23 protein-coding genes and 2 tRNA genes are annotated in these 26,994 nt (G+C 59.5%); 12 read left to right on the forward strand and 13 right to left on the reverse strand.

Going from position 1 to position 26,994, the window contains the following annotated elements; translation table 11 throughout:
• Nucleotides 1-112: 112 nt before the first annotated feature.
• Nucleotides 113-358 (forward strand): hypothetical protein, encoded by a 246-nt coding sequence (locus SJY32_RS09985; RefSeq protein ID WP_376874403.1) that lies wholly within the window; start codon nucleotides 113-115, stop codon nucleotides 356-358.
• Nucleotides 359-417: 59 nt separating this feature from the next.
• Nucleotides 418-1,659 carry a UbiH/UbiF family hydroxylase gene (locus SJY32_RS09990; protein ID WP_376874405.1) on the forward strand — a complete coding sequence of 414 codons (1,242 nt, stop codon included), beginning with the start codon at nucleotides 418-420 and terminating at the stop codon, nucleotides 1,657-1,659.
• Between the two features lie 2 nt (nucleotides 1,660-1,661).
• Here SJY32_RS09990 and SJY32_RS09995 read toward each other — a convergent pair whose 3' ends face one another.
• Together SJY32_RS09995 and SJY32_RS10000 are read right to left on the reverse strand one after the other, a co-directional pair.
• Complete coding sequence (locus tag SJY32_RS09995; RefSeq protein ID WP_376874407.1) at nucleotides 1,662-2,129, reverse strand: Lrp/AsnC family transcriptional regulator; 468 nt, start codon at nucleotides 2,127-2,129, stop codon at nucleotides 1,662-1,664.
• Nucleotides 2,126-2,584, reverse strand: coding sequence for an Lrp/AsnC family transcriptional regulator (locus SJY32_RS10000; RefSeq protein ID WP_376874409.1), 459 nt, complete (start codon nucleotides 2,582-2,584; stop codon nucleotides 2,126-2,128). Before SJY32_RS10000 ends, SJY32_RS09995 begins: the two co-directional genes overlap by 4 nt.
• Before the next feature lie 124 nt (nucleotides 2,585-2,708).
• On the opposite strand from SJY32_RS10000, the gene ilvC reads away from it, so the two are divergent.
• Complete coding sequence (ilvC, locus tag SJY32_RS10005) at nucleotides 2,709-3,731, forward strand: ketol-acid reductoisomerase (RefSeq protein ID WP_376874411.1); 1,023 nt, start codon at nucleotides 2,709-2,711, stop codon at nucleotides 3,729-3,731.
• Between the two features lie 83 nt (nucleotides 3,732-3,814).
• On the opposite strand, the gene glmM is transcribed toward ilvC, so the two are convergent.
• The 8 genes from glmM to SJY32_RS10045 form a co-directional block, all read right to left on the reverse strand.
• A complete protein-coding gene (gene glmM / locus SJY32_RS10010) occupies nucleotides 3,815-5,161 on the reverse strand; it encodes a phosphoglucosamine mutase (RefSeq protein ID WP_376874413.1) in 1,347 nt (448 codons plus the stop codon).
• Nucleotides 5,158-6,237, reverse strand: a complete 1,080-nt coding sequence (folP, locus tag SJY32_RS10015) for a dihydropteroate synthase (RefSeq protein WP_376874416.1) — start codon at nucleotides 6,235-6,237, stop codon at nucleotides 5,158-5,160. The genes glmM and folP overlap by 4 nt, the downstream gene beginning before the upstream one ends.
• Nucleotides 6,238-6,276: 39 nt before the next feature.
• Nucleotides 6,277-7,233 (reverse strand): dihydroneopterin aldolase, encoded by a 957-nt coding sequence (locus SJY32_RS10020; protein WP_376874418.1) that lies wholly within the window; start codon nucleotides 7,231-7,233, stop codon nucleotides 6,277-6,279.
• A gap of 147 nt (nucleotides 7,234-7,380) precedes the next feature.
• Nucleotides 7,381-8,091: a cell wall hydrolase gene (locus SJY32_RS10025; protein WP_376874420.1), complete on the reverse strand. Its 711-nt coding sequence runs from the start codon at nucleotides 8,089-8,091 to the stop codon at nucleotides 7,381-7,383.
• Between the two features lie 241 nt (nucleotides 8,092-8,332).
• Nucleotides 8,333-10,867, reverse strand: a complete 2,535-nt coding sequence (locus tag SJY32_RS10030; RefSeq protein ID WP_376874422.1) for a putative PEP-binding protein — start codon at nucleotides 10,865-10,867, stop codon at nucleotides 8,333-8,335.
• Nucleotides 10,868-11,026: 159 nt separating this feature from the next.
• Nucleotides 11,027-13,087, reverse strand: coding sequence for a glycine--tRNA ligase subunit beta (gene glyS / locus SJY32_RS10035; RefSeq protein WP_376874424.1), 2,061 nt, complete (start codon nucleotides 13,085-13,087; stop codon nucleotides 11,027-11,029).
• Nucleotides 13,088-13,564 carry a DUF6446 family protein gene (locus SJY32_RS10040; RefSeq protein WP_376874426.1) on the reverse strand — a complete coding sequence of 159 codons (477 nt, stop codon included), beginning with the start codon at nucleotides 13,562-13,564 and terminating at the stop codon, nucleotides 13,088-13,090.
• Nucleotides 13,561-14,520, reverse strand: coding sequence for a glycine--tRNA ligase subunit alpha (locus SJY32_RS10045; RefSeq protein WP_376874428.1), 960 nt, complete (start codon nucleotides 14,518-14,520; stop codon nucleotides 13,561-13,563). The genes SJY32_RS10040 and SJY32_RS10045 overlap by 4 nt, the downstream gene beginning before the upstream one ends.
• Before the next feature lie 283 nt (nucleotides 14,521-14,803).
• Here SJY32_RS10045 and SJY32_RS10050 point away from each other — a divergent pair, with 283 nt between their 5' ends.
• The gene (locus tag SJY32_RS10050) at nucleotides 14,804-16,621 is read left to right on the forward strand and encodes a trypsin-like peptidase domain-containing protein (RefSeq protein WP_376874430.1); all 1,818 of its coding nucleotides are present in this window, start codon (nucleotides 14,804-14,806) and stop codon (nucleotides 16,619-16,621) included.
• A 108-nt stretch (nucleotides 16,622-16,729) separates the two neighbouring features.
• Here SJY32_RS10050 and SJY32_RS10055 read toward each other — a convergent pair whose 3' ends face one another.
• Nucleotides 16,730-18,178, reverse strand: a complete 1,449-nt coding sequence (locus SJY32_RS10055; protein ID WP_376874432.1) for a TrkH family potassium uptake protein — start codon at nucleotides 18,176-18,178, stop codon at nucleotides 16,730-16,732.
• Nucleotides 18,179-18,460: 282 nt separating this feature from the next.
• Between SJY32_RS10055 and SJY32_RS10060 the strand changes: the two genes are divergently transcribed.
• The 3 genes from SJY32_RS10060 to SJY32_RS10070 all read left to right on the forward strand — a co-directional run bounded on the left by SJY32_RS10060 (nucleotide 18,461) and on the right by SJY32_RS10070 (nucleotide 22,406).
• Nucleotides 18,461-21,895, forward strand: coding sequence for a pyruvate carboxylase (locus SJY32_RS10060; protein WP_376874434.1), 3,435 nt, complete (start codon nucleotides 18,461-18,463; stop codon nucleotides 21,893-21,895).
• 301 nt (nucleotides 21,896-22,196) lie between these two features.
• Nucleotides 22,197-22,271 (forward strand) — tRNA-Gly (locus SJY32_RS10065).
• A 60-nt stretch (nucleotides 22,272-22,331) separates the two neighbouring features.
• Nucleotides 22,332-22,406, forward strand: a tRNA-Gly gene (locus SJY32_RS10070).
• Nucleotides 22,407-22,510: 104 nt separating this feature from the next.
• On the opposite strand, the gene SJY32_RS10075 is transcribed toward SJY32_RS10070, so the two are convergent.
• On the reverse strand, nucleotides 22,511-23,038 hold the full coding sequence (locus tag SJY32_RS10075) for a hypothetical protein (protein ID WP_376874436.1): 528 nt from the start codon (nucleotides 23,036-23,038) through the stop codon (nucleotides 22,511-22,513).
• Nucleotides 23,039-23,217: 179 nt separating this feature from the next.
• Here SJY32_RS10075 and hisB point away from each other — a divergent pair, with 179 nt between their 5' ends.
• The gene (gene hisB / locus SJY32_RS10080) at nucleotides 23,218-23,805 is read left to right on the forward strand and encodes an imidazoleglycerol-phosphate dehydratase HisB (RefSeq protein ID WP_376874438.1); all 588 of its coding nucleotides are present in this window, start codon (nucleotides 23,218-23,220) and stop codon (nucleotides 23,803-23,805) included.
• Nucleotides 23,805-24,446 carry an imidazole glycerol phosphate synthase subunit HisH gene (gene hisH, locus SJY32_RS10085; protein WP_376874440.1) on the forward strand — a complete coding sequence of 214 codons (642 nt, stop codon included), beginning with the start codon at nucleotides 23,805-23,807 and terminating at the stop codon, nucleotides 24,444-24,446. Before hisB ends, hisH begins: the two co-directional genes overlap by 1 nt.
• An 82-nt stretch (nucleotides 24,447-24,528) precedes the next feature.
• Here hisH and SJY32_RS10090 read toward each other — a convergent pair whose 3' ends face one another.
• Entirely contained in the window at nucleotides 24,529-24,918 is a 390-nt protein-coding gene (locus SJY32_RS10090) for a DUF2147 domain-containing protein (protein ID WP_376874442.1), read from the reverse strand.
• Nucleotides 24,919-25,086: 168 nt separating this feature from the next.
• Here SJY32_RS10090 and hisA point away from each other — a divergent pair, with 168 nt between their 5' ends.
• The 3 genes from hisA to SJY32_RS10105 all read left to right on the forward strand — a co-directional run bounded on the left by hisA (nucleotide 25,087) and on the right by SJY32_RS10105 (nucleotide 26,986).
• A complete protein-coding gene (gene hisA, locus SJY32_RS10095; RefSeq protein WP_376874444.1) occupies nucleotides 25,087-25,806 on the forward strand; it encodes a 1-(5-phosphoribosyl)-5-[(5-phosphoribosylamino)methylideneamino]imidazole-4-carboxamide isomerase in 720 nt (239 codons plus the stop codon).
• 99 nt (nucleotides 25,807-25,905) lie between these two features.
• On the forward strand, nucleotides 25,906-26,664 hold the full coding sequence (gene hisF, locus SJY32_RS10100; RefSeq protein ID WP_376874446.1) for an imidazole glycerol phosphate synthase subunit HisF: 759 nt from the start codon (nucleotides 25,906-25,908) through the stop codon (nucleotides 26,662-26,664).
• Between the two features lie 10 nt (nucleotides 26,665-26,674).
• Nucleotides 26,675-26,986: a phosphoribosyl-ATP diphosphatase gene (locus SJY32_RS10105; protein WP_376874448.1), complete on the forward strand. Its 312-nt coding sequence runs from the start codon at nucleotides 26,675-26,677 to the stop codon at nucleotides 26,984-26,986.
• Nucleotides 26,987-26,994 lie beyond the last annotated feature (8 nt).

The raw sequence follows: 26,994 nt of genomic DNA on the forward strand, positions 1-26,994 counted from the left end.
CCTCCACCTGCGCCAGATTGCCGCGCGACGTTATCGCGCGCGGCAATTCGACAAATTGCGACACGCGGCGCAGGTAGATATCCCGTCCCGAACCTTCAATCGGGAGAATTTGATGTCCAACACCGCCCCCACAGCCGATTACGCCATCACAGGCGACGCCGACACACAGACCGCCGCCAACCACGATAGCCCCGCTGCGGATAATCACACGATGCTCGTCGCGCTCGTCTTTCTTGGCTGGGTGACAACGATGGTCGCGGCCTTTGCCGCTTTCGGTTTGGGCGGGTTGATCACGGTTGCGACTCTCACGGCTTGGGCCGTTCTTGCGCTGATCGTGGTGATGACCGCAGGCGGCTGATCGCGCCGCCCCTTGGCCCCGCACTCCCACCGCGCTAGATTGCGTTCAAAGGAGCCCCCATGTCGCAAACAGCTCAACAGTTTTCATCTGCCTCCGTGCCCGCGCGCGAAACGGTTGACGTTCTGATTTCGGGCGGCGGCGTCGCGGGGTTGACGGCCGCGGCGGCGTTCGCCAGCGCTGGTTTCTCAGTCATGTGCGTTGATCCAGAAGCACCAGCTACGACCGAATCCGACCCGCGTGCGGATTTGCGCAGCACCGCATTTTTGCAGGCCTCCCTTCCGGTTCTCGCTCAGGCGGGGCTTTGGGCGCGATTAAAACCCTACGCGACGCCCCTGCAGGTGATGCGCATCGTCGATGCGGGTGGCGAATCCATGGAGGAGGCCCGCCTCACGCGCGAATTCGACGCCGCAGATCTGTCGGATGAGCCATTCGGGTGGAACTTGCCGAACTGGCTGTTACGGCGTGAAATGGTTGCACGCCTGAACGAATTGCCGAATGTCGATTTTCGAACCGGCGTACGAACGGCCAAGCTCTTTACACGCGAAGTAGAGGCGCGCGTTACCCTTGATGACGGGGCGCAGATCACGGCGCGGCTGGTTATCGCGGCGGATGGGCGCAAGTCACCGATGCGCGAGGCGGCGGGGATCGCCGTAACCCACACCGATTACGCGCAAAAAGCGCTCGCATTTGCGGTGACGCATGACATGCCGCATAACAATATCTCCACCGAGATTCATCGCTCAGGCGGCCCATTTACCTTCGTTCCGCTCCCTGACCGCGACGGACGTCACGCGTCTGCTATCGTCTGGATGGAACGCAACGCAGAAGCCGACCGCCTCGCCGCGCTTCCGGTGGACGAATTCGAGGTCGAAATGCAGGCGCGCTCGACAGGGATAATGGGCAAGCTGAAACTCGAGACGCGGCGGTCGGTATGGCCGATGGAGACGCAACTGGCTGAGCGTTTCAACGGTCAACGACTGGCGTTGATGGCGGAGGCCGCGCATTGCATCCCGCCGATTGGCGCGCAGGGGCTGAATATGTCGCTGGCGGATTTGGGATGCCTTCTTGATTTGGCCAAAGCGCGACCAGAGAACCTTGGCGATGCGCAGATGCTCGAGGCCTATCATCGCAAACGCTGGTATGATGTGCGTCTGCGTGAATTGGGGATTGATTTGCTCAATCGCGCGTCGATGGTCGAAGCCCGCCCGTTGCGCGATTTACGTGCGGGCGTGCTGGGCGCAATGTACGGCATCAAATCTGTTCGCAAGACGTTGATGCGCGCGGGAATCGGCGTCCGGTAACCTCATAACGGACCGGGCCTACGTTCTTCCGAGAGCAGAACATTCGCCTCAACATCTCCGACTCCGGGCAAGGTCATGATCCTGCGGCGCAGAACGCGCTCAAAATCGGAGATGTCGCGGGCGGTAACCCGAAGACGGTAATCAAAAAGGCCCAGCACGTGTTGGACCACCTGAACCTCGGGGATGGCGGTGACGGCCCGCTCGAAATCTTCTAAACTGACGCGCCCCTTCAAAGCCAACTTAATCCCCAAGAACACGGTCACCCCGAACCCCAAGGCGCCGGCATCTACCACAATCCGGCGGCCGGAAATTGCGCCCGAATCGTGAAGCGCCTTGATGCGACGCCATGCCGCCGGTTGTGACAGGCCTAAATCACGGCCAATCGCCCCCGCCGATCGCGTGGCATCCTCTTGCAAAAGGCGCAGGATTTTAGCGTCAATCGCATCAATCTTCGCAGTTTCACGGCTCATAGCGGCAAATCCGCAGAATTCTTGATCGTTGAGACAAGCATGAGCGCCTCCGTGTCATTAATATGCGGCAGGGTCAAAATCCGGCGGCGGTAGATTTCCTGATAATGGGCCATATCCCGCGCAACGATATTGAGCCGAAGATCGGTGCGCCCAAGAAATGTTTGTATCTCGATGACCTCCGGCACCTCCCGCGCCGCGTCGATGAACTCATCAAATGCGCGAGGGTTGGTTTTCTCAAGCGAGAACCGCAGCGAGACCTCAACCTCGAAGCCGAGTGCGACCCAATCCAGAACCATTTCCTCGCCTTTCAGGATGCCGCGCTCTTTCAGCCGCTCGATGCGTCGCCAGCACGTCGCCGTGGTAACGCCTGCCCTGTCGGCGAGATCCGCCGTGCCAAGACCGGGGGCCGCCATCATCTGACGAAGAATTCGTCGATCCGTATCATCGATCTGCATGACTATCTCATATTTTTAATTTATAGGAATGATTACTTACATCAATTACGCATAACATCAACTTTTGCATAACCTATTCATAGCGATTGCGGTAATGTCCCTCATCAACCAATGGAGGACCGCCATGCGCGTCTATTATGATCGCGATTGCGATGTGAACCTGATCAAAGACAAAAAAGTTGCTATCCTTGGCTACGGCAGCCAAGGCCACGCACACGCGCTGAACCTGCGCGATTCCGGCGCGAAAAACATCGTCGTCGCCCTGCGCGAAGGCTCGGCATCGGCGAAAAAATGTGAAGCTGAAGGCCTCAAGGTCATGGGCATCGCAGAAGCCGCTGCTTGGTGCGACGTAATCATGTTCACCATGCCGGACGAACTGCAGGCAGAGACCTATAAAAAATACGTCCACGACAACCTGAAAGAAGGCTCCGCAATTGCCTTCGCACATGGTTTGAACGTGCACTTCGGCCTGATCGAACCGAAAGCCGGCGTTGACGTCATCATGATGGCGCCTAAAGGCCCAGGTCACACTGTTCGCGGCGAATACACCAAAGGCGGCGGCGTTCCGTGCCTGTTCGCAGTGGAAAACGATGCATCGGGCAAAGCGCAAGAAATCGCGCTCTCCTACTGCTCGGCCATCGGTGGCGGCCGTTCGGGCATCATCGAGACCAACTTCCGTCAAGAATGCGAAACCGACCTGTTCGGCGAGCAAGCTGTGCTTTGCGGCGGCATTGTCGAGCTGATCCGCATGGGCTTTGAGACCCTCGTGGAAGCTGGCTACGAGCCGGAAATGGCGTATTTCGAATGCCTGCACGAAACCAAGCTGATCGTCGACCTGATCTATGAAGGCGGCATCGCAAACATGAACTACTCGATCTCGAACACCGCTGAATACGGCGAATATGTATCGGGCCCGCGCGTTCTGCCATATGCTGAAACAAAGCAGCGCATGAAAGACGTTCTGACCGACATCCAAAACGGCAAGTTCGTGCGTGATTTCATGCAAGAAAACGCTGTGGGTCAGCCGTTCTTCAAAGCAACACGTCGCATCAATGACGAGCACGAAATCGAGCAAGTCGGCGCGAAATTGCGCGCGATGATGCCTTGGATCTCGGCTGGTAAAATGGTCGACAAAGAGCGCAACTAATCGCGTCTTTGAAATAAACAAAAAGCAGGGCCGGATAATCCGGCCCTGCTTTTTTATGTCTTTCGCTCACGTGACGGGCTGGGTTACGTCGCCGCCGTCTCCACGGCCGCAACAATCCCGTCAACGGTTTGCATCAGAAGCCCCTCATCGACACATTCCGCCATAACGCGGATCAATGGCTCTGTGCCGGATTTCCGGATCAAAATCCGGCCTTTTCCGGCGATCATCGCCTCTGCATCCGCTATCACTTTTTGAACATTTTGGTCATCCAGCGGCGCTTGCCCCGCCTGATACCGTACATTTTTCAACATTTGCGGCACGGTTTCGAATTGCTGAACCAATTCGGATGCTCGCTTCCCAGTCTCCGACATCGCCAGCAGGAATTGAAGCCCCGCCATCAGGCCATCTCCGGTTGTCGCGTAATCGGTCATAACGATATGGCCGGATTGCTCGCCGCCCAGATTGAACCCCCCTGCCCGCATCCGTTCAACGACGTAACGGTCCCCGACATTGGTGCGCTCCAGCCGCAAGCCCTTGCCTTGCAAGAAGTGCTCCAACCCGAGATTGGACATCACCGTCGCGACAAGCGCATTGCCTCGCAAACGGCCGACCTCGGCCCAGCGGCTCGCGAACAGCGCCATGATCTGATCGCCATCCGCAACGCGACCAGTCTCGTCCACAATCATCACGCGGTCGGCGTCCCCATCCAGCGAAATGCCCAAATCCGCACCATGCGCCACAACCGCCTCTGCGCAGGTTTGCGTATAGGTCGACCCGCAGCGCTCGTTGATGTTCAGGCCGTTCGGCGTCACGCCAACGGGAATGACATCACACCCCAATTCCCAAAGCACCTCCGGCGCCGCGCGATAGGCCGCACCATTTGCACAATCGACGACAACCTTCAGCCCGCCGATCCGGTTTTTGGCCGGAAACGTCGTTTTGGCATATTCAACATATCGCCCGCGGCCATCTTCGATGCGCTTCGCACGTCCAATGTTTTGGGGCTGCGCGAGGCGAATCTCACCGGCAATCATCGCTTCGATCTCGGCCTCGGCCTCATCCGAAAGCTTGAACCCCTCGGGACCGAAGAACTTGATCCCGTTATCTTTCGCGGGGTTATGCGACGCGGAGATCATAATTCCGACATCCGCGCGCATGGAACGCGTCAAAAAACCAACCGCCGGCGTCGGAACAGGGCCAAGCAAGAGGACGTTCATCCCGGTCGAGGTCAGCCCCGCGGTGAGCGCATTCTCAATCATATATCCCGAGAGCCGCGTGTCCTTGCCGATGACGACGCGGTGCTGGTTACGACCATCGGATCGGAAATACCGGCCCGCCGCGGCGCCCAGTTTCAACGCCATTTCCGCCGTCATCGGCCAGCTATTCGCCTCGCCGCGCACACCATCAGTCCCGAATAGATCGCCCATCATCCCTCTCCCATCATCACAGCGCGCCAAAGGTCTACCCCCTGCGCAATCTCGTTAACATCATGGACACGGTGCATCTGCACCCCCTGCCCCAGCGCCGCCAATGTCACAGCCAAAGTTCCAGGCATCCGCGCATCCACCGCCTCTGTGCCGGATATTTCCCCGATGAATCGCTTTCGCGAAACGCCAAGCAACAGCGGGCAGCCCAACCCGTGAAACAGCGAAATCGAACGCAGCAGGTCGAGGTTATGCGAGAGCGTCTTGCCAAAGCCGATCCCGATATCCAGCAAAATTCGCGCGCGAGGAATACCCGCAGCCTCGGCCTGCTCAACGCGCGCCGCCAAGGCATCAAACACATCGAACACTACGTCACCGTAGCGCGGATCATCTTGCATCGTCTTCGGCGCGCCCTGCGCATGCATCAAGCACACAGGCCCGCCAAATTCCGCCATGACTTGAGCCATGCCGCGATCAAACTGCATCGCCGAAACGTCATTGATCAAATCTGCCCCCGCCGCGACCGCCGCGCGCGCGACTTGCGATTTACGCGTATCGATCGAAATCGGGCGCGTCTCCCCGTGCGCTCGAAGCGCCTCGATCACTGGCACGGTCCGTGCCGTCTCGGCCTCAACCTCGACGTAATCCGCGCCCGGGCGGGTCAACTCGCCGCCAATATCCAAAATATCTGCCCGCGTCATCCGAGCCGCCTGCGCAAGCGCCGCCTCAATCCCCGCGAACTGCCCACCATCCGAAAAACTATCGGGGGTGACGTTCAAAATCCCCATGATGGACGGTCGATCAAAGGCAACTCCGGTCATTGGCGCGCGAGGCGCCGTGAGTTGCGCGAGGAGAGCGGCAGGAATGTCGGCCGCGCTGACCACCTCAGACGCCCCGCCCCGTTCACATGCGACCGCGTGGGTGAACCAACACCACCCCCCCGCCAAACGGTGGGCGGCGCCATTCTCGGCTCCTGTTTTAGAGGCGCTCCCCGGCGCGCATTCGGGGGCGCGCTCGGGAGAGCACTGGGGAGCACATTGGGGGGCGCGCCCCATCTGCAAAATCGGTCTGTAATAGATCATTGTGCAGGTTTGCCCGTTGCTTGCACGAAGGGCAAGCGCTCAGAGGGCGATCGGCACAACCGGCACGCGGCTTCCTGCCGGCGCTGTTACATCCCCGTGATCTCCACCGACCTCTCCGTGCAGCTCCAAGCGCGTGGCCGCCAGCTGCTCGGCCAGCCAAAGCGCCAGATCAACCGCGCCGCGCGCTTGCGGGCCGTCAACCGCGTCGAGAACGATCTTGGAGGGGGCCCAGACGATCATCTGGCCATGCTTCATCGCCCAGTCGATCTCTGTCCGCGTGGCGACCACAACACAGCGCGGATCGCGCGAGGCAAGCACCCACGCGTTTTGTTCGATCGCGAGGAGGTCAATGCGACGCTGGGTCGGGCGGTGCCCACTCTCGACACGCGCGACCTCCGGCAATCCGACCGTCAGGATCACAGGGAGGCCCGTCGCCTCCAACGCATCAAGACGCACCCCCAAATCCGGCGCGGCAATCGCATCGTTGCTCAGGTGGACCACGAGCGGATGCAGGTTGGATTTCGTGCCATCATCCGCGACATGCTGCACCGGTGTCGGCGCGCGCGACCGCACGATCTCAACCCCCAAAGCGCCCGGTCCGCGATCAAGCTTCTCAACGCGCACGAACACGCGCATCGCTTGCGGCGCCGCCAAGATGCGCTCGGCCACTCTCTCCGCAAGTGTTTCAAGGAGGTTTAGGCGCTCCGCTGCGAGCTCGTCCGCGATTGCCTCGGTGATACGATCATACGACAGGATGCGATCGACATCGTCATCCAGCGGTGCTGGCGCAGGCCGCACTTCAACGACAACGTTAAACTGCAAGCGTTGCTCAAGGCCGCGCTCTTGCTGAAAGGCGCCAATCTCCGCCGAAACGATATGATCGCGTAAACTGATACGGTCGCGCGGATCGGCGCTCGCGGAGGCTTCCGCGCGCGCTTCGGGATGCGCGAAGGCCAGAGTGATATCGTTCGAGAGGTCGTTACTGCCGTGGGCCATGCGTCAGGTCTTTCATTTGCTTGCGGACATCTTATCGCCCCATGCCACGGCGTGCAGCTAAGAAACGACCTGAAATGACGCAAAAGCCCCGAACTTTGATGTTCGGGGCTTTTGCGTCACAAATCAGATGCGATCCGCGCGGATCGATCAGTTCGACGCGGTCCGGACACGCGGACGGTAGAAAATATGCGAGCCGATCTGGGTCGTACGGGTGAACCGTTTTGCCCATGCAGGCCGCACTGCGGGGGTGTGGAAATAAGTCGCGCCGTCGGTCAACTGGCGCGGGGCGCCATCCATCAAAGCCCGCGCCACTTTAGCGACTTGTGAATAGGCGGCTTGGTTGCTGACGCGGTCGGTTTTGCCGTCACAGGTCCAGCTGAACTGACATCCGCTCTTGCCGCCCTGATGCACAACATCACAAATCGAATTCGGGAATTTCGGGGACTCAACGCGGTTCAAAACCACCTCCGCCACGGCGGCTTGTCCGGCAACACTTTCGCCGCGCGCCTCGAAGTAAAGGACGTCAGCAAGGCATTGGAACTGCTCGCCACCGCCTGCCGCAGGTTGGGCAGAGATCCAATTGCGCGAGTAGTCTATCTCGGGCGTCTCGATCTCAGAGGCCGAGGCCATCTTCACGGCGGATTTCCCCGCCCGCATCACATCAGGGCGCGGCGCAACAGCGTCAAATCGCTGCGAAACACCGCTCATCGCCGAACGCTCCTCGCCGAGCAACTGCGCGATCCCCGCGCCGATGTTGGCGTCCGTGTTCAACTGGCCTTGCGAGACCTCTGCCTGCACCGCTCCCGAGAGAGCCATCAGCATGATCGCACTGCCTGCCCAAATGATACGTTTCGACATTAATCTCGTCCAATTGTTCCTCGCCCCGCAAACCCGAAAGCCTGCACGACGAGGGGGGGCGTAGACCACCCGGACGATGAGAGTCTAGAAAAATCGACGTGAACAACGGGCCCCTTTCCGTGATCGGAGGAGGAAATCGGCCTTATCGACGCAAATTAAAGGAAGCCCTTTCTTCGCGCACTACACAGATCCCCTTAGAAACGCTAGGGGTTTTTGATAGGTTCATGAAACTTTCATCACTCTAGCGTGACTTGGGTGCGAGCAGGGCAAAATGTGCTGCAGAAAGCCGCGCAATCGGTACGCGGAAGGGCGAACACGACACATAATCGAAGCCCGCAGCCCGACAAAACGCGATTGATTCGGGGTTTCCGCCATGTTCACCGCAAACCGAAATCGTCAGATCGGGGCGCCGTTCGCGGCCACGCGCAGCCCCGATCAACAGCAATTCTCCAACCCCCTCGACATCCAGAATATGGAACGGGTCTTCGGCATACACGCCCTGCTTGACATAGGTTCCCATGAACTTGCCCGCATCGTCGCGCGACAAGCCATAGGTCATCTGTGTCAGGTCGTTCGTGCCAAACGATAAGAACTGCGAGAATTCCGCGATATCGCCCGCCCGCAAGGCAGCGCGCGGCGTCTCGACCATCGTGCCAAGCCGATAGGTGAATTCCGCGCGACGTTCCGATTTCACGGCCGCAGCCACCGCATCAATCCGCGCCTTGACCATCTCCGCCTCACGCGCCGCCGATACGAGCGGAATCATGATTTCTGGCACGACCGGTGCGCCCCGCTTTGACGCCTCGACCGTGGCTTCAAAAATCGCTCGGGCCTGCATCTCGTAGATCTCCGGCACGGTGATCCCCAATCGCACGCCGCGCATCCCCAGCATCGGGTTGAATTCGGACAGCGCATCGCAGCGCCGCGTGACCTCAGACAACGGCCGATCCAGCGCCTCCGCCAGCTCGCGCATCCCTTCGCGATCATGCGGCAAGAATTCATGCAAGGGCGGATCAAACAGACGGATGCACACCGGCTGACCGGCCATAATATCAAACAAGGCCGTAAAATCGTCGCGCTGCATTGGCAGCAAACGCTCCAACGCAATTTGACGGTCATGCGGGGTGTCGGCAAAGATCATCTCCCGCATCACGGTCAGACGTGCCTCATCGAAGAACATATGCTCCGTGCGGCACAGGCCGATCCCCTCGGCCTCAAACATCCGCGCCGTGCGTGCGTCATCGGGCGTGTCCGCATTCGCGCGCACGCCGATATCGCGCACAGCATCCGCCCAATGCAAAAGCGTGCGGAATCCGTCATCAAGCGCCGGCGCGAGCATCTCCGCCGCGCCCAAAAGCACTTCGCCGGATGTCCCGTCAATCGTGATGATGTCGCCTTCGCGCAGGACGCGCCCTTTCGGACCAACCAACGTCCGGTCGCGCGTATTGAATGAAATCTCGGACGCACCGACAATGCAAGGCAGGCCTAATCCGCGTGCAATAACAGCAGCATGCGAAGTCATCCCGCCGCGCTCGGTCAAGACGGCCGCGGCCGCATGCATGCCACGAATATCCTCCGGCGCGGTTTCACGCCGCACCAAAATACACGCCTCGTCCCGGGCCGCCGCCGCCTGCGCCGCCGCAGAGGTGAACACAATCTTACCCGTCGCAGCCCCCGGAGAGGCGGCGATGCCGCGCGCAATCCTGTCGCGCGGGGCACGCGGGTCGACTTGATAATGCAACAATTCAGTTAACGCGCGGGGCTCGATGCGCAACAAGGCATCCTCGCGCGAAATCACGTTGTCTTCCGCCAAAGCTACCGCGATCCGAACCGCCGCTCGGGACGAGCGCGAAATTCGCACGGCGTCAATCACATGCAGCGCGCCACTTTCCACGGTAAACTCAATCTGCATTTCTTCACGCAGACGGATACGGCAAGCCGCGCCGAAAACTTGCAATTGCGCGAACAGATCGGGCGCAGTCTCCTCCAGAGACACCCCGCGCGCATCGCGCGTCAGATAAAGCGTTGTTTGCGCTTGGCTACGGCCTTGCGACTGGCCACGGAACCGGCCCGCAACCTGCGGCGCGCCCGTGACACTATCCGCAAACTGGATCGTCCCGGAGCCCGACAAACCCGGCCCGATCCCAAAAGCCATCCCTTGGACAACCAGCCCTAACGCAGCGTCCGCAGGTGCGCCTTTTGCCTGACGTAGAAGCCGCGCGGATGTGCCTTCCCACGCGCGCGCCATCGACCGCAATACTTCGGAAAGTTGGCGTGCGGAGTCTTGCGGGAAAGGTTGATCGGTTTCCGCCTCATAGGCAAGAAGCGCCTGCTCCAATGCGCGCGGCGATGGTTCCGCCTCAAACATATCAGGATCGAGCCGCTCGACGTGGACGGCATAGCTCTGGACAAACCGCAGGTAGAGCGCATCCGCGCTTTCGCGGCCATGGGTCTCGACTAACTCGGCGTGTCGCTTGCCGTTCATCCCGACATTCAGGATCGTTCCTGGTCCGCCCCAAGCAGGGTTCGCGGGGCTTCCGCGCACAGACACGAGGAAAGAGGGGCCGAAAATCCGGGTGATCCCATCCGTATCGGGCATTTGCCCCGCCGCAATCGCCCGAACCGTCTCGGCGGGCAATGCAACGGTCTTCGGAACCGGTAGCTCCATCCGGATCAACCGCTGTAGACATTTTGCGCGCCAGCCATGCGACGGCACCTTGATCCCCGCCGTTGGCGTGATCTCTGTGAATTCAGCGTTTTCAGATGTTTTCTGCATTGCAGCATGCCCCACTAACGCCCGCAGCATACGCGCGAAGTAGCGTCAATCAAGTGTCACAAAGACCAAACGCTGCGTTGAGGCAATATTTATTCGAAGACGCTGCATCCCCGCCGATGGAAGCCTCCGGCGGGGATATTTTTAGCAACCGGAAACGGCCTAGCCTTCGATCTGCGCGAGATCTGCGACAGAAAGGCAAATCTGGCGAATTTTTGATAGCAAGTTCAAGCGGTTGCGGCGAACGATCTCGCTTTCGGCATTCACCTGCACGGCTGTGAAGAAAGCGTCCGTCGGCGCGCGCAACCCCGCCATTGCAGACATTGCGGCGGCGAAATCTTCCGCTTTAAGAGCGGGCAGGATCGCGGCTTCGGCTTGATCCAGCGCAGCGAACAAAGCGCGTTCTTCCTCCGTCTCGGCAAATTTAAGATCCGCGCCGAAGCTATATTCGACGCCGTCCTTCTCCTCGGCTTGCGATAGGATATTGGACGCGCGCTTATACCCTTGGATCAGGTTTGCACCGTCTTCGGTTTTCAACACCGCATCCAACGCCTGCGCGCGTTTGACAACGAGGGTCAAATCATCGTTGCCTTGCATCCCCAGCACCGCATCGATCACGTCATGCCGGATGTTTTGGTCTTTCAAGAAGACCTTCAAACGGTCGTGGAAGAAGTTCAGCAGATCAGTCGCATCCGCTTGCGGATTGGATTTTTCGAACATTTCTGTCAGTGAAAGACGCAAATTATTCGTCAAAACCAGACGGATCACACCAAGGGCGGCGCGGCGCAATGCAAACGGATCTTTCGAGCCTGTCGGTTTTTCATCAATCGCCCAGAAGCCGGTGAGCGTGTCAATTTTATCCGCCAGAGCGACCGCAACCGATACAGGCTCGACCGGAACCTCATCTGACGGACCGAGCGGCGAATAATGTCCCTTGCAGGCCTGCGCAACCTCAGATGGCAGACCGAGAGCGCGCGCGTAATAGCCGCCCATCACGCCTTGCAGTTCGGGGAATTCCCCAACCATCGCAGAGCGAAGGTCAGCCTTTGCAACTTTCGCGGCTTGCACAGCCAGTTCGACGTCCGCGCCAAGCGCTGGTGCCAGTGCCTCGGAAAGGGCGGCAATGCGTGCGATACGATCCGCTTGCGAGCCGAGCTTGTTGTGGAAGGTAACGTTTGCAAGGCCTTCGCCCATTCCTTCCAGCCCAGCGTTTTTGACAATACGCAGATCGTTTTCCCAGAAGAACTTGGCATCTGAAAGACGCGCCGAGAGCACCTTCAAATTGCCTTTCAGAATTGTCGCGCCGTGATCCGCAGTCTCGCGGTTTGCAACCGTGACGAAGCCCTCGATACGCCCGTTTTTTGGATTTCGCACCGAGAAGAACTTCTGATGCTCCTTCATCGAGGTTTGCAAAACCTCCGGTGGCAGTTCCAAAAACTCCGGTGCAATATCGCCCAAGAGAACAACAGGCCACTCGACCAAGCCGGCGACTTCGGCCAGAAGTGCTTTGTCTTCAACGAGTTCTAGCCCACGTGCGAAAGCCATATTGGAGGCATCCGACCAGATCGCGCTCTCACGCTCGGCACTGTCGAGCACAACATGCGCGGATTTGAGCTTCAGGGAGTAATCCTCAAACGACGAAACCGCGAAACGCGCGGGCGCCATGAAGCGGTGGCCGTGCGTAGTATTGCTGGCCGTGATCCCATCGACTTCGAGCGGCACGATTTCTGCGCCGCCTTCATCTGTGAGGATGCACAGGATCGAATGCAGCGGACGCACCCAGCGAAGACTCCCTGTGCCCCAGCGCATGGATTTCGGCCATGGGAAGTTACGGATTGTCGCCTCAAGCACCTCCGCGATGATCTCTGCGGCGGCCCTGCCCGGCTTTTCCACCACGGCGAAATAAACTTGGCCCTTCTTCTCGTCGCGGATCTCCAACTGATCCAGTGATAGGCCCGTCGACCGCAAGAACCCCTCGATCGCTTTTTCCGGCGCGTCGGTTTTCGGCCCCTTGCGCTCCTCGCGCACGGGAAGTGATTGCGCGGTAAGTCCGTCGATCGTGAGGCACAAACGGCGCGGCGTCGACAATGCGCCCGCCGACGCATAGGTCAGCCCCGCCTCAACCAAGCTATCAGTGACGAGTTTTTTGAGATCCTCGCGGGCTTTGCCCTGCATCCGCGCGGGAATTTCCTCGGAGAAGAGTTCAATCAAAAGATCCGGCATTTACTTCTCCGCATTCTCGTTGAGTTGGTGCCACGCATATGCGCGACCATCGGGATAGACGGCGACAACGCGATCAATCCCCGGTTCGATTTCATGTTCGGACAAAAATGCCACCGCATTGCCCATTTCAAGATCCGCGCCAATTGCATCCGCATTGAAGCAATCGAACCAGTTCGGGGCGTTGAGAGGGGTCGCATCGGCGTAAACCTTGTAGGTTTCCGACAATGTCGCGAGCGAGAGAGGTGTCGAGAAACAGCCGCGATAGCGTAGCGGCGAGCTATCCGCATCAATCCCGTTGAACCCTTCCGTCAGCAAAACTTCGGACGTGTCGCCCTCAATCGTTACCAAACGAATTTCTGCGGCGGGCGCAGAGGCTTCAATCGGATTATAAAAGGCGTAGACTTGGGCGTAATACATGCCCAGCCCGCCGATGATTGCCGTCAACACGAGCGCTCCTCCGACGAGTTTACCATTCACGAGGCCACCTCTACAGCGACAAGCCCGCCAGCCTCGGTTTTCACAAAGGCATCGGCACATTGCTTCGCCAGCGCCCGCACACGGCCGATATAGGCTTGCCGCTCGGTAACCGAAATCACGCCGCGCGCATCCAGCAAGTTGAACAGATGCGACGCCTTGATGCACTGGTCATAGGCAGGGTGCGCCATGATGATCCGGCGTCCGGCCCCGTCGACCTCCTCAGCCGCGAGGATACGCTCGCATTCCGCCTCGGCGTCTTTGAAGTGCTGGAGCAGCATATCCGTATCGGCCTGATCGAAGTTCCAACGCGAATATTCTTGCTCCGTCTGGCGGAAGACATCCCCGTAGGTCAACGCAATCGGTGCGTCTGGATCGTTGTAAGGCATGTCCATCACGTGATCGACGCCCAAAACATACATCGCCAAGCGCTCCAACCCGTAGGTCAACTCGCCCGACACAGGGCGGCAGTCATGGCCACCAACCTGCTGGAAATAGGTGAATTGCGAGACTTCCATCCCGTCGCACCACACTTCCCAACCCAATCCCCAAGCGCCCAAGGTTGGGGATTCCCAGTCATCCTCAACAAAACGGATATCGTGCAATTCGGCATCAATACCGATCGCCTTGAGCGAACCAAGATAGAGGTCTTGCAAATCCGGCGGGCTCGGTTTGATCAGAACTTGGTATTGGTAGTAATGCTGCAACCGGTTCGGGTTTTCACCGTAACGGCCATCTGTCGGGCGGCGCGACGGCTGCACATAGGCCGCGGCCCACGGCTTTGCCCCTAACGAGCGCAGTGTGGTCGCGGGGTGAAATGTCCCTGCGCCGACTTCCATATCGTAGGGCTGCATCACGGCGCAGCCTTTGCTGGCCCAATAAGTCATCAATCGCAGGATAATTTCCTGAAACGAGCGCGGCGCGTTGTGCGGCGCGAGATCGGGAGCAGCTTGGGACATGGGATGATCCTTTGAGGCGGGCCAAAAGCACGGGCTTTCTAGGCGCGAGGGGCGCGGGGGTCAACGGGCGGCGCGCATAGCGGGGCAAAGGGGCGCGCATTTTCGGGGTGACGCCACGGTTCAAACTGTTAATTTGCCCCGAATGGCGGGATTTTCAGCGTTGCATGACCCATTTGCGGCCCTGCGACGCCCTCCCTCGCCGCTGTCTTTCCTTGCGGGCCTATACGACGCCTGCGTCTTTTATTACTCGCGGCCCTCCGCGCAATTTACAGGACCAATGCCCATGAACTCGACCCGATTTGCCACGGCATTTTCTACGGCGCGCTTTGGCATTGCCGGCCTTGTCTCGGCCACGGCTCTGACTCTGATTTTCGCGCAATCCGCATCTGCCGAGCCTATGTGGCTGCAAATCGAGGCAAATTCGTCGTTGAGCGAGAGCCAGCAAGCCGCGCGGCAATGGGCCGAAACTTTGCCCGACATCTCCGGCTTCGCGATGACGACCGGTATGTATGCCATTGCAATCGGCCCGTTCGAGACGCGCGAAGACGCGGATGCGCAACGTCTTTTGCTGCGCGGAGAGCGGGTGATCCCGGCCGATAGCTACATCACCGACGGCACTCGCTACGTCCAGCAATACTGGCCTATCGGGGCGCAATTGACACGGGCTCCGGCTGAGACGCCGTCGCCTGCATCGCCGGAGGCAGATCTCCCCGAGACGACTGCGGTTGACGCGCCCGCCCCGACCAATGATCTGCCCCCTGCCCTGCCCGAGGAAACCGCCGCCGAAGCGCGCGCCTCGGAGCGTGCCTTGAACACGCAGCAACGGATGGATTTGCAAGAGGCACTGGCGTGGCAAGGCTTCTACACCGCGGGGATCGATGGCGCGTTCGGCGCAGGCACCCGCCGCTCGATGGCGGCGTGGCAGGCCGCGACCGGAGCTGAGGAGACCGGTATTCTCACCACCGCCCAACGCGCCGATTTGCTGACCGAAGTCTCTCTGGAGCGGGCGTCCCTCGGCCTGCAAACCGTGCGCGACGATGAGGCGGGGATCGAGATTGATCTGCCCCTCGGCCTTGTCGAGTTCGGCAGCTATAGCGCCCCCTTCGCGAATTACACCGCGAAGGATGGATCCGGTGTGCAAGTTCTGTTGATCTCGCAAGGCGGCGATCAGGGGCGTCTGTTCGGCCTCTACGACATTATGCAAACCCTCGAAATCGTCCCATTGGAGGGCCCGCGCGAGCGGGATCGCAGCGGCTTTACCCTGATCGGGAGCAATGCCGAGATGACCTCCTACACGCAGGTGAAGCTGCAAGGCGGATTGATAAAAGGGTTCACGCTGGCCTATCCCACCGCCAAAGCCCCGCAGATGGAGCGCGTTCTCTCCGCGATGAAGGACAGCTTCACCGCCGTCGGAAACACCGCCATGGACGATACATTGGGGCAACCGCTTGGTGTAGCGAAGGCCGATTTGCTCTCGGGTCTAGACGTGCGCCGCCCTGTCTTTGACCGCTCAGGGTTCTATATCGATGCGAAAGGGTCGGTTTTGACGGCCAGCGCGGGGCTGGATCAATGCAGCCGCGTGACCGTGGACAACACGGAAGCCGACATCGCACTGAATGACGCGTCCGGCGTTGCCGTTTTGACGCCCAAGGCCGCGTTGGCGCCTAAAATGATTGCGGCCTTCCAATCGGGCACGCCGCGCATGGATGCCGATATCGCCGCGGCCGGGTTTTCATACGGCGGCGCGCTGTCCAGCCCGGTTGTGAGCTTCGGGCGGTTTTCCGCCGCGGAAGGGCTCGAGGGCGAGCCGTCGCAATCGCGCCTTGCGCTGCGCACCCGCGATGGCGACGCAGGCGGGCCGGTGCTGGATGCATCCGGCGGTGTGATCGGATTGATTTTGCCAAGCACAACTGCGCGCACCGAGACCGCGCAGATTTTGCCTGATGATCTGTCGGTTGCATTGCAATCCGCGACTATTGCACCCGTGCTCACCCAAGCAGGTTACGCGCCCGCCGCAGCGGAGACCGCAGGCTCACTGGCGGCAGAGGATCTGTCGTTGATTGCGCGGGCGATCACGGTGCCGGTCTCATGCTGGAAGTGATCCTGACGCGGTCCGAGAGGCGTTTAAGTTGACATACGGCAGGCGGCGCCGGGAAACCGCGCCGCCTTTCCTCATGCGGGATGCCGCGCGCCTTGCAGGCAGGCGTCGTCACGTCCGCCAAAAGCGCGGCAAAAGCAAAACATAGACCGAAAGCAATTCAAGTCGCCCAACAAACATCCCGAAAATCATGACCCATTTTGCAGAGATCGGGAAATTGACGACAGATCCGTTCGCCGTAATCTCGGGCCCCCACGCGGGGCCGACATTCGCAATTGCCGTCCAAGCAGCCGTCATCGCGGTTTTCGCCTCCAGCCCGGTGAGCGAGAGCGCGATAATCAAAAGCCCGAATGTCAGGATAAAGAACGAGAAAAACGCGATAACCGAACTGGTGACATCCTCGCCCACGGTTTGTCCGGCATAGCGCACCCGCTCGACACGATGCGCGCCGTAGAGCCTGCGGATTTGCGTTTTAATGGCCTCAATCAGGATCATGTAGCGAAAGACCTTCACCGAGCACCCCGTTGACGATGTACAGCCCCCGATGAGGCCCGCCATAATCAACACCATGAAGGCCAGATGCCCCCATTTTGTCACATCCTCGGACGCGTAGCCCGTGCCGGAGAACGTCGAGATCACGTTGAACGTCACTTCGCGCAAGGTCGGCCAGAAGTCGGCCTCGTGGCGGAACATACGGTAGCCGACGATCACGGCGATAGCATAGGCCGTCCACCGCAAATACGCCCGCAATTGCACATCTTGCCACATCGGCAAAACATGGCCCTGCGCGAGCTGAATATAGCGGATGAACGGCATCGACGCGACCAGCATGAAGAACGAGGCCGCGTATTCAGGCGCCCCCGTATAGACCGCGAAGCTCGCGTCATAATTTGAAAACCCGCCCGTGCTCATCGTGGTCAACGCGTGAACCGCCGCATCAAATGCGGTCATGCCCAACAAGGCATACACCGCCGCGCACAGCACCGTCAGCCAGACGTAGAGCTTAATCATCGCGTTCGAGATATCCATCGCGCGCGGCAGAATTTTACCTAAGGTATCAAACCCTTCGGAGCGGAAAAACTGCATCCCCCCCACCCGCATTACGGGCAGGAAAATCATCGCCACGATCACGATCCCGAGGCCGCCCAGCCATTGCAAGATCCCGCGCCACATATTCGTTCCAGCGGGCAGGTCATTCAGCTTGGGGAAGACAGTCGTTCCCGTCGTCGTAACCCCCGACATCGCCTCGAAATAGGCATCCGTAAAGGAGACATGCGGCGCGCCAATGATAAAGGGCAGCGCCCCGAAGGCAGGCAGCGCAAGCCAGACACCCGATGTCAGAACGAAGCTTTGCTGCAACGTAATCACCGCACCGAGCCGGTTTTGAGAAGCTAACGCAAGCAAACCGCCCGAAAGCGTCGTCAAAATGGAGGCTTCGAGGAAGTTCTGCCAATTGGGATCGCCATGCGCGAAATCAATCGCCATCGGCACCAACATTGTGAGCCCGAGCACGGCAACCAAAAGGCCAATAATATATCCGACAGGGCGTAAGTCGATCATCGTCCCTGATTGCGGCGCGACCTCGCGCCTGTCAAGCCCCGCAGCAATCCGTTTCAGAAGATCGAGGCGCCCAACCGCGCAAGGCAGATCGCGCCCAAGGGCGTTTCACTCTGGTAAACGTGCCGTGCAAATTCTTTAAATTGGTAAGCTCGGCTGGGCAATTTACGCAGTTTCTTCTTGCGCTGCATTGCGGCGCGAGTAAGCTGCCTTGCAATAAAAAGCGCGCACAGACATGGCCCGGTCAACGCGCGGATCGTCGTCAGTATATAGAAGGCTACCCCGATGTTTAGCAAAATTCTGATCGCCAACCGAGGCGAAATCGCCATCCGCGTGATGCGCGCAGCCAATGAAATGGGCAAAAAGACGGTTGCCGTTTATGCGGAGGAGGACAAGCTGAGCCTCCACCGGTTCAAGGCCGATGAGGCCTACCGGATCGGTGAAGGGATGTCGCCTGTCGGGGCGTATCTTGCGATTGACGAGATTATTCGCGTGGCCAAGCTGGCAGGCGCGGATGCGATCCATCCTGGCTACGGGCTTCTCTCCGAAAACCCTGACTTCGTTGAAGCATGCTTCGCCAACGGCATCACATTTATTGGCCCCAAGGCAGAAACGATGCGCGCTCTGGGCGATAAGGCTTCCGCACGCCGTGTGGCGATTGCGGCAGATGTTCCGGTGATTCCGGCAACGGAAGTTTTGGGGGATGATTTCGACGCCATCAAGAAAGAGGCGGCAGAGGTCGGCTATCCGCTGATGCTCAAAGCCTCTTGGGGCGGGGGCGGACGCGGCATGCGGCCTATCCTGAATGAGGGGGAGCTGGTCGAAAAAGTCCGCGAGGGGCGCCGCGAGGCCGAGGCCGCATTTGGCAATGGCGAGGGTTATCTGGAAAAGATGATCTTGCGCGCGCGCCATGTCGAAGTACAGCTTTTGGGCGACACGCATGGCAATCTTTACCACCTGTATGAGCGCGACTGCTCGGTGCAGCGCCGAAATCAAAAAGTTGTCGAGCGCGCTCCTGCCCCCTATCTGACCGAGGAGCAGCGCGCCGAAGTCTGCGCGCTCGCACTTAAAATCGGTCAAGCTGTCGGCTACCAAAACGCCGGTACTGTCGAATTCCTGATGGATATGGACAGCCAGAAATTCTACTTCATCGAGGTGAACCCGCGGGTTCAGGTGGAGCACACCGTCACCGAAGAAGTGACCGGCATCGACATTGTTCAGGCGCAAATTCGAATCGCGGAAGGCGCAACCCTAGCGGAGGCGACCGGCACACCTGACCAAAGCCACGTCACTTTGTCGGGTCACGCGCTGCAATGTCGCGTGACGACGGAAGATCCCCAGAACAACTTCATTCCCGATTATGGCCGGATCACCGCATACCGTTCGGCAACCGGTATGGGCATTCGCCTCGATGGCGGCACGGCTTACGCGGGCGGCGTAATCACGCGCTATTACGATAGCTTGTTGGTAAAAGTCACCGCTTGGGCCCCAACACCCGAGGCCGCGATTAACCGGATGGACCGGGCGCTGCGCGAATTCCGTATCCGCGGTGTGAGCACGAATATCGACTTCGTCATCAACCTGCTCAAGCACCCGACCTTCCTAGATTATTCCTACACCACGAAGTTCATCGACACATCGACCGATCTGTTCAACTTCAAAAAACGCCGCGACCGTGCGACAAAAATCCTGACCTATATCGCGGATATCACCGTGAACGGGCATCCTGAAACCGCCGGGCGCCCCAAGCCGCCAGCCGAAGCGCGCGCCCTCAAAGCCCCCGCGCCCAAAGGCGAGATCAAGGCAGGCACGCGCAACTTGCTCGAAGCCGAAGGCCCGAAAGCCGTAGCCGACTGGATGAAGGCACAGCAAAAGCTGTTGATCACCGACACGACGATGCGCGACGGGCATCAATCCTTGCTCGCCACGCGGATGCGTTCTGTCGATATGATTCGTATCGCGCCAACCTATGCGGCAAATCTCAGCGATCTGTTCTCGGTGGAATGCTGGGGCGGCGCGACATTCGATGTCGCCTACCGCTTCTTGCAAGAATGCCCGTGGCAGCGCCTGCGCGATATTCGCGCACGGATGCCCAACGTGATGACGCAAATGCTTTTGCGCGCGTCGAACGGTGTTGGCTACACGAACTATCCCGATAACGTCGTCCAGTTCTTCGTCAAACAGGCGGCAGAAACCGGCGTCGACGTGTTCCGCGTCTTTGACAGCCTGAACTGGGTTGAAAACATGCGCGTCGCGATGGATGCGGTGGTCGAGGCCAACAAGGTTTGCGAGGGCACGATTTGCTACACCGGCGATCTGCTCGACCCCAATCGCGCCAAGTATGATCTGAAATACTATGTCGGTATGGCCAAAGAGCTGGAGGCCGCGGGCGCGCATGTGCTGGGCCTCAAGGATATGGCAGGTTTGCTCAAGCCTGCCGCGGCCCGCGCGCTCATCAAGGCGCTGAAAGATGAGGTCGGCCTGCCGATCCATTTCCATACGCATGACACGTCCGGCATTGCCGGCGCGACCGTGCTTGCCGCCGCAGATGCGGGCGTGGACGCTGTTGATGCCGCGATGGATGCGTTCTCGGGCGGCACATCGCAGCCTTGCCTTGGCTCGATCGTCGAGGCCACGCGCAACACCGATCGCGAAACGGGTCTCGATATCGAGGCGATCCGTCAGGTGTCCAACTATTGGGAGGGTGTGCGCCAACAATACCGCGCGTTTGAGAGCGGTCTGGAGGCCCCTGCCTCGGAGGTTTACCTCCATGAGATGCCCGGCGGCCAATTCACCAACCTCAAGGCGCAGGCGCGCTCGCTCGGGCTTGAGGAGCGCTGGCATGAAGTGGCGCAGGCCTATGCCGACGCGAATCAGACCTTCGGCGATATCGTCAAAGTCACACCCTCGTCGAAGGTCGTCGGGGATATGGCGCTGATGATGGTCGCGCAAAATCTCACGCGCACGCAGGTCGAAGATCCTGCGGTGGATGTCGCCTTCCCCGATTCGGTGATCGATATGCTGCGCGGCAATTTGGGTCAGCCTCCGGGCGGTTGGCCGCAAGGCATCTCGAAGAAGGTGTTGAAAGACGAAACCGCCTCGACAGAGCGCCCTGGCAAGCACCTAGCCCCTGTCGACATTGAGGCCGTGCGCGAGAAAGTCACGGCGGAGCTCGAAGGCCTCAAGATCGATAACGAGGATCTCGCGGGCTACTTGATGTATCCCAAGGTCTTCCTCGATTACATGGGCCGCCATCGGTCTTACGGGCCTGTGCGGGCCTTGCCGACACCTGTGTTCTTCTACGGCATGGAAGCGGGCGATCAAATCGCCGCAGAGATTGATCCGGGCAAGACGCTCGAAATTCGCCTGCAAGCGGTTGGGGAGACAGATGACATCGGTGAGGTCAAAGTGTTCTTTGAACTCAACGGTCAACCGCGCGTCATCCGAGTGCCGAACCGTGCTGTGAAAGCGCAAACGGCGGCCAAGCCGAAGGCAGATCCTGCCAACGCAGGCCATATCGGGGCGCCGATGCCAGGGTCTGTGGCGGGCGTTGCCGTCACTGTGGGGCAGCAGGTTAACGTGGGCGATCTACTGGTGACAATTGAAGCCATGAAGATGGAAACCGGCATTCATGCTGACCGTGCCGCAACCGTTAAGGCGGTGCATGTAAGCGTGGGCGCACAGATCGATGCGAAAGATCTGCTCGTTGAGCTTGAATAAGCAACGCATCGCCTGACCCAACGACATCAAAAGGGGCCCATGTGGCCCCTTTTTCTTCGCGCCGCCCCCCTACCCTCGCGGCGCTCCGCCTTCAATCCACACCAAACATATCCGGCGCGCAGGGCGTGCCCGATAACGCAGGCCATGCAACGTCCGCGATCCTGTCGCGTTCGGCGCGCCCGCCCGAAGAGAGATTGCCTTGATGTGAAAATTTCTCATCACCTCGCATTTTCCTCTTGCAGCCTCGCCCATCATCCCCTAAATCCCGCCTCACCGATCAGGAGACTGATTGGATTGGAGTGCGGGCGTAGCTCAGGGGTAGAGCATAACCTTGCCAAGGTTAGGGTCGGGCGTTCGAATCGCCTCGCCCGCTCCAACTTCCTAACGGAAGCGTTTTAGGACACGTAAAGTCCTCGCGGTTGAAGAAACCTGGAGTGCGGGCGTAGCTCAGGGGTAGAGCATAACCTTGCCAAGGTTAGGGTCGGGCGTTCGAATCGCCTCGCCCGCTCCAAATACAAAAAGACCTCCCTTCGGGGAGGTTTTTTGCTTTTTAGCGCCGCGATATAATCCGCGAGTCAGATAGGGCCGATAACCTCTCGGCCGCACGCTCCTGCCTCAGCCACAGGCGCGCCGCCGAGGCGCATCATCGCGACGCTCAGCGCTATACTCATACGGCAGCGCAAGTCGCGCCTGACGCTCGCAGCTATCGGATAGAACGCACCGCCCGCACAAATCCGGCGCTCCCTCCGCGAGGGCGCAATCGACAGGCCCGACGCGCAAGAAATACCGCGCAATCTCCACAAGGTCATGCACCTGAATCGGGCGCGGCAAGACACAGCGCAGCGAAGAAATCATCGCGAACAACTCTCCTTGCGAAAACACGGGGCTGTCGGAGAGAAAAATCGTCACGACATCGGGATTGTGAAACTGCGCCGCCATCGCCACGCTCAACCCGTTTTCCGATACACATCCCGTGCCTTTAGGAAACAGCGACGCGATCAGCAGATCAGGCGGATCGAGCCGCGCGTAGGACTGCGCCAAAGAGGTGCTGTCGGTGTGCAAAATATGATGATGATCCGCCGTGAGGCTCCGCACCACGTTCTTCGCGGCCACCGTGTTGTCTTCCAAAAAGATGATACGCATCGCAACACTCCACTACGGCTTGAAGCGTAGCGGCCCGCCGTTAAAAACCTGTTAAGGCATAAACGATTTGTTCATAGGTATATCCATTCCCTTGAGAAATTGCGCCGCCGCAGCGCCTTCGAAACGCTTAACAACCAGCGCTTTGCAGCCTATAAGGGCGCAAACATTGAGGGATAATTATGCGCAAGGCCTCCATTACCCGTAAAACTGCCGAGACCGAGATCAACGTCGAGATCAACCTCGACGGCACAGGCATCTACGACAACCAGACCGGCGTCGGGTTCTTCGATCACATGCTCGACCAACTTTCGCGTCACTCGTTGATTGATATGACAATCCGCGCCAAGGGGGATCTGCATATCGACGACCACCACACCGTCGAGGATACGGGGATCGCGATTGGCCAGGCCCTGACGCAAGCCTTGGGCGATAAGAAAGGAATTTATCGCTACGGTCATTTCGCGCTGGCGATGGACGACACGCAGATCAACACCGCGCTTGACCTGTCGGCGCGGCCGTTCTTCGTTTGGAATTGCGACATGCCGAGCCCGAAAATCGGCACGTTCGATACCGAACTGGTCCGCGAGTTCTTCCAAGCCCTCTCAACGCATGGCGGCATCACCTTGCATATCGACAAACGAAACGGCTTCAATAGCCACCATATCGCCGAGGCAACGTTCAAATCCGTCGCCCGCGCCCTGCGCATGGCGGTCGAGATCGACCCCCGCATGGCGACCTCCCTCCCCTCGACCAAAGGCGCGCTCTGATGTCTCTTACGGTCCTCGTCGATTACGATTCCGGCAATCTTCATTCCGCTGAAAAAGCGTTCCAACGCATGGCGCATGAAGCGGGCCATGGGACGATTACCGTCACGTCGGAACCTGACGTTGTCGCGAAGGCAGACCGGATCGTCTTGCCCGGGGATGGCGCCTTCCCCCATTGCCGCGCCAATCTGGGCGAATACGGCGGGCTGTTCGAGGCCATCTCCGAGGCGGTGACCCAGCGCGGGCGCCCCTTCATGGGGATCTGCGTCGGGATGCAGATGATGGCCACTGTAAGCCGAGAATATGAAGATACTGACGGGTTTGACTGGATCAAAGGCGAAGTGGTCAAAATTACGCCGCGAGACCCCAGCCTGAAAGTTCCGCATATGGGCTGGAACGATCTTGTCATCGATACGCCGCACCCTGTTTTGGAGGGGATCAAGACCGGCGATCACGCCTATTTCGTGCACTCCTACCACATGCGCGTTGCCGAACCCTCGCAACGCCTTGCACATGTGGATTACGCAGGTGCCGTCACCGCGCTGATCGGACGGGATAATATGGTGGGGGCACAGTTCCACCCCGAAAAAAGTCAGGCGACGGGCCTGCGGATCTTGTCAAACTTCCTGAACTGGAAACCGTAACGACAAAGGGCGCCCGAATGAGCGCCCTTTGTTTATCTGCCTTGCGCACGTCACGCGCGATGCGGAGCGCACGCAAACCATGTCACTTCACGCGCGTCCAAGTCCCGCCATCGCGGCAAATGCCCATCACACAGCCCGAAACCTTCAACTTATCGCCCGAAAGACTGAGCTTCGAGTTGTAGGTTTTATCGCGGTCAGGCGAGTAGATCTTGCCCTCGTAATTGCTGCCACCGGTGCTGCGCGTGTCGGAGATCAGCATCTTGCCCTTGTTCGGGCTGGACGCCAGTTCCTGACCATCGCCGCCGAAGGATCTTACCAGCGTCCCGCAATAGCCCTTCCCGCATGGCACAACCTGCACATGGCCGAAGTTGCCGTTATCGTCGGTGCGGGTCTTCCACGTGCCTTCGATCGGATCAGCATGGGCAATCCCTGCGATCAGCGCGAAAGCGCCTCCCAAAATTAGTGTTTTCATGGCTCATCCTCCAATGTTGCCGATGACCATTACGTCAGTCAAACAGCTTTGCAGCAAGTGTGACGTAGCGTATAGGGGAAACCTTCACGAAACTTTGCAATCGCCCCGCCCCTGTGGCATGACGCCCGCAACTGATCACTTGACCCATCCTTTTTCGGAGCCTCCCCGATGATCCTATACCCTGCAATCGACCTTAAAGACGGCCAATGCGTGCGCTTGCTGCACGGGGACATGGATAAAGCAACGGTGTTCGGAGATGATCCGGCAGCGCAGGCCGCCAAATTCGAAGCTGCTGGCTGTGAGTGGGTCCATCTTGTTGATCTCAATGGCGCTTTCGCAGGCGAGCCGGTGAACGGCGCTGCGGTCGAAGCGATTTTGAACCGCATCACCGTGCCGGCCCAGCTTGGCGGCGGGATACGCGACATGGCGACGATCGGAACATGGATCGAAAAAGGCCTGAGCCGCGTCATCCTTGGCACGGTTGCCGTCGAGAATCCGGATCTGGTGCGCGAAGCCGCTCGTGAATTCCCGGGCAAGGTCGCGGTCGGCATTGACGCGCGTAACGGCAAGGTCGCGACAAAAGGCTGGGCCACGGAAACCGATGTGATGGTCACCGACCTTGCCAAATCGTTCGAGGACGCAGGCGTCTCGGCGATCATCTACACCGATATCATGCGCGACGGGGCGATGCAGGGGCCCAACTTCGATGCCACCGAAGCCTTGGCGCGGGCGGTGACCATTCCTGTGATTGCGTCGGGCGGGGTGTCTTCCCTCCCCGATCTGATCAAACTCCGCGACACCGGGGTGATCGCTGGCGCGATTTCGGGCCGCGCGATTTACGATGGCGTTCTGGATTTGGGCGCCGCCCTCAAAGCCCTAAAAGCCTGAGCCACGCGGGAGGGGGCGCAGCCCCCTTTCATCAAGCGCCCCGATCTTTCTTTGCCAAGCCTGCCAGACGCAGATATGTAGGCAGTTAAGGAGACCAACATGCTCAAAACCCGCATCATTCCCTGCCTCGACGTGGCCGACGGGCGCGTTGTCAAAGGCGTCAACTTTGTCGATCTGATTGACGCGGGAGATCCTGTTGAGGCGGCAAAAGCCTATGATGCGGCGGGCGCGGACGAGCTGTGCTTCCTCGACATCCATGCGACTCACGAAAACCGCGGCACCATGTTTGATCTGGTGACGCGCACGGCGGAGCAATGCTTCATGCCGCTGACCGTTGGCGGGGGCGTGCGGACCCATGAAGATGTGCGCGCGCTGTTGCTTGCGGGGGCGGATAAGGTGTCTTTCAATTCCGCCGCCGTCGCCAACCCTGATGTCATCGCCCAAGCCGCCGACAGGTTCGGATCGCAGTGCATCGTCTGCGCGATCGACGCCAAGACCGTCGCCCCCGGAAAATGGGAGATTTTCACCCACGGCGGGCGTAAGGCAACCGGCATCGACGCCGTCGAATTCGCCATGACCGTCGCGGCGAAAGGCGCGGGCGAAATCCTGCTCACCTCGATGGACCGCGATGGCACGCGCGCGGGCTTCAACCTGCCGCTTACCAAAGCAATTTCCGACGCTGTGAGCATCCCCGTTATTGCCTCGGGCGGTGTTGGAACCCTGGATCACCTCGTTGAGGGCGTGACCAAAGGCGGAGCATCGGCCGTGCTGGCCGCTTCAATCTTCCATTTTGGGGAATTCACCATCGGTGAAGCCAAGGCGCATATGGCCGCCGCCGGCATTCCCGTCCGCCTGTAAGGACAGTCAGATGCACACTCTCGATCGCCTCGCCGCCACTATCAAATCCCGCAAGGGCGCCGATCCCGAAAGCTCGTGGACGGCAAAGCTTTTTGCAAAGGGGCCAGAGAAATGCGCCGAGAAGTTCGGTGAGGAAGCAATCGAAGCAATCATCGAAGCCGTCAAGGGCGACCGCGAGAAGCTGGCCTCGGAGGCGGCGGATGTTCTATTCCATTTGATCGTGATGCTTGAGGCTCGCGACGTCGATCTGGCGGCTGTGCTTGCGGTGCTCGAGGCCCGCGAGGGCACGTCGGGCATCACCGAGAAAGCCGCCCGCGGATAAGAGCGCGC

This window comes from Albirhodobacter sp. R86504, from assembly GCF_042466415.1.
GTDB lineage: Bacteria > Pseudomonadota > Alphaproteobacteria > Rhodobacterales > Rhodobacteraceae > Albirhodobacter.

Excerpts from the sequence above, each read along its gene's own strand:
- SJY32_RS09985 (WP_376874403.1), top strand. The coding sequence starts at position 113 with ATGTCCAACACCGCCCCCACAGCCGATTACGCCATCACAGGCGACGCC.
- SJY32_RS09990 (WP_376874405.1), top strand. The coding sequence starts at position 418 with ATGTCGCAAACAGCTCAACAGTTTTCATCTGCCTCCGTGCCCGCGCGC.
- SJY32_RS09995 (WP_376874407.1), bottom strand. The coding sequence starts at position 2,129 with ATGAGCCGTGAAACTGCGAAGATTGATGCGATTGACGCTAAAATCCTG.
- SJY32_RS10000 (WP_376874409.1), bottom strand. The coding sequence starts at position 2,584 with ATGCAGATCGATGATACGGATCGACGAATTCTTCGTCAGATGATGGCG.
- ilvC (WP_376874411.1), top strand. The coding sequence starts at position 2,709 with ATGCGCGTCTATTATGATCGCGATTGCGATGTGAACCTGATCAAAGAC.
- glmM (WP_376874413.1), bottom strand. The coding sequence starts at position 5,161 with ATGATGGGCGATCTATTCGGGACTGATGGTGTGCGCGGCGAGGCGAAT.
- folP (WP_376874416.1), bottom strand. The coding sequence starts at position 6,237 with ATGATCTATTACAGACCGATTTTGCAGATGGGGCGCGCCCCCCAATGT.
- SJY32_RS10020 (WP_376874418.1), bottom strand. The coding sequence starts at position 7,233 with ATGGCCCACGGCAGTAACGACCTCTCGAACGATATCACTCTGGCCTTC.
- SJY32_RS10025 (WP_376874420.1), bottom strand. The coding sequence starts at position 8,091 with ATGTCGAAACGTATCATTTGGGCAGGCAGTGCGATCATGCTGATGGCT.
- SJY32_RS10030 (WP_376874422.1), bottom strand. The coding sequence starts at position 10,867 with ATGCAGAAAACATCTGAAAACGCTGAATTCACAGAGATCACGCCAACG.
- glyS (WP_376874424.1), bottom strand. The coding sequence starts at position 13,087 with ATGCCGGATCTTTTGATTGAACTCTTCTCCGAGGAAATTCCCGCGCGG.
- SJY32_RS10045 (WP_376874428.1), bottom strand. The coding sequence starts at position 14,520 with ATGTCCCAAGCTGCTCCCGATCTCGCGCCGCACAACGCGCCGCGCTCG.
- SJY32_RS10050 (WP_376874430.1), top strand. The coding sequence starts at position 14,804 with ATGAACTCGACCCGATTTGCCACGGCATTTTCTACGGCGCGCTTTGGC.
- SJY32_RS10055 (WP_376874432.1), bottom strand. The coding sequence starts at position 18,178 with ATGATCGACTTACGCCCTGTCGGATATATTATTGGCCTTTTGGTTGCC.
- SJY32_RS10060 (WP_376874434.1), top strand. The coding sequence starts at position 18,461 with ATGTTTAGCAAAATTCTGATCGCCAACCGAGGCGAAATCGCCATCCGC.
- SJY32_RS10075 (WP_376874436.1), bottom strand. The coding sequence starts at position 23,038 with ATGCGTATCATCTTTTTGGAAGACAACACGGTGGCCGCGAAGAACGTG.
- hisB (WP_376874438.1), top strand. The coding sequence starts at position 23,218 with ATGCGCAAGGCCTCCATTACCCGTAAAACTGCCGAGACCGAGATCAAC.
- hisH (WP_376874440.1), top strand. The coding sequence starts at position 23,805 with ATGTCTCTTACGGTCCTCGTCGATTACGATTCCGGCAATCTTCATTCC.
- SJY32_RS10090 (WP_376874442.1), bottom strand. The coding sequence starts at position 24,918 with ATGAAAACACTAATTTTGGGAGGCGCTTTCGCGCTGATCGCAGGGATT.
- hisA (WP_376874444.1), top strand. The coding sequence starts at position 25,087 with ATGATCCTATACCCTGCAATCGACCTTAAAGACGGCCAATGCGTGCGC.
- hisF (WP_376874446.1), top strand. The coding sequence starts at position 25,906 with ATGCTCAAAACCCGCATCATTCCCTGCCTCGACGTGGCCGACGGGCGC.
- SJY32_RS10105 (WP_376874448.1), top strand. The coding sequence starts at position 26,675 with ATGCACACTCTCGATCGCCTCGCCGCCACTATCAAATCCCGCAAGGGC.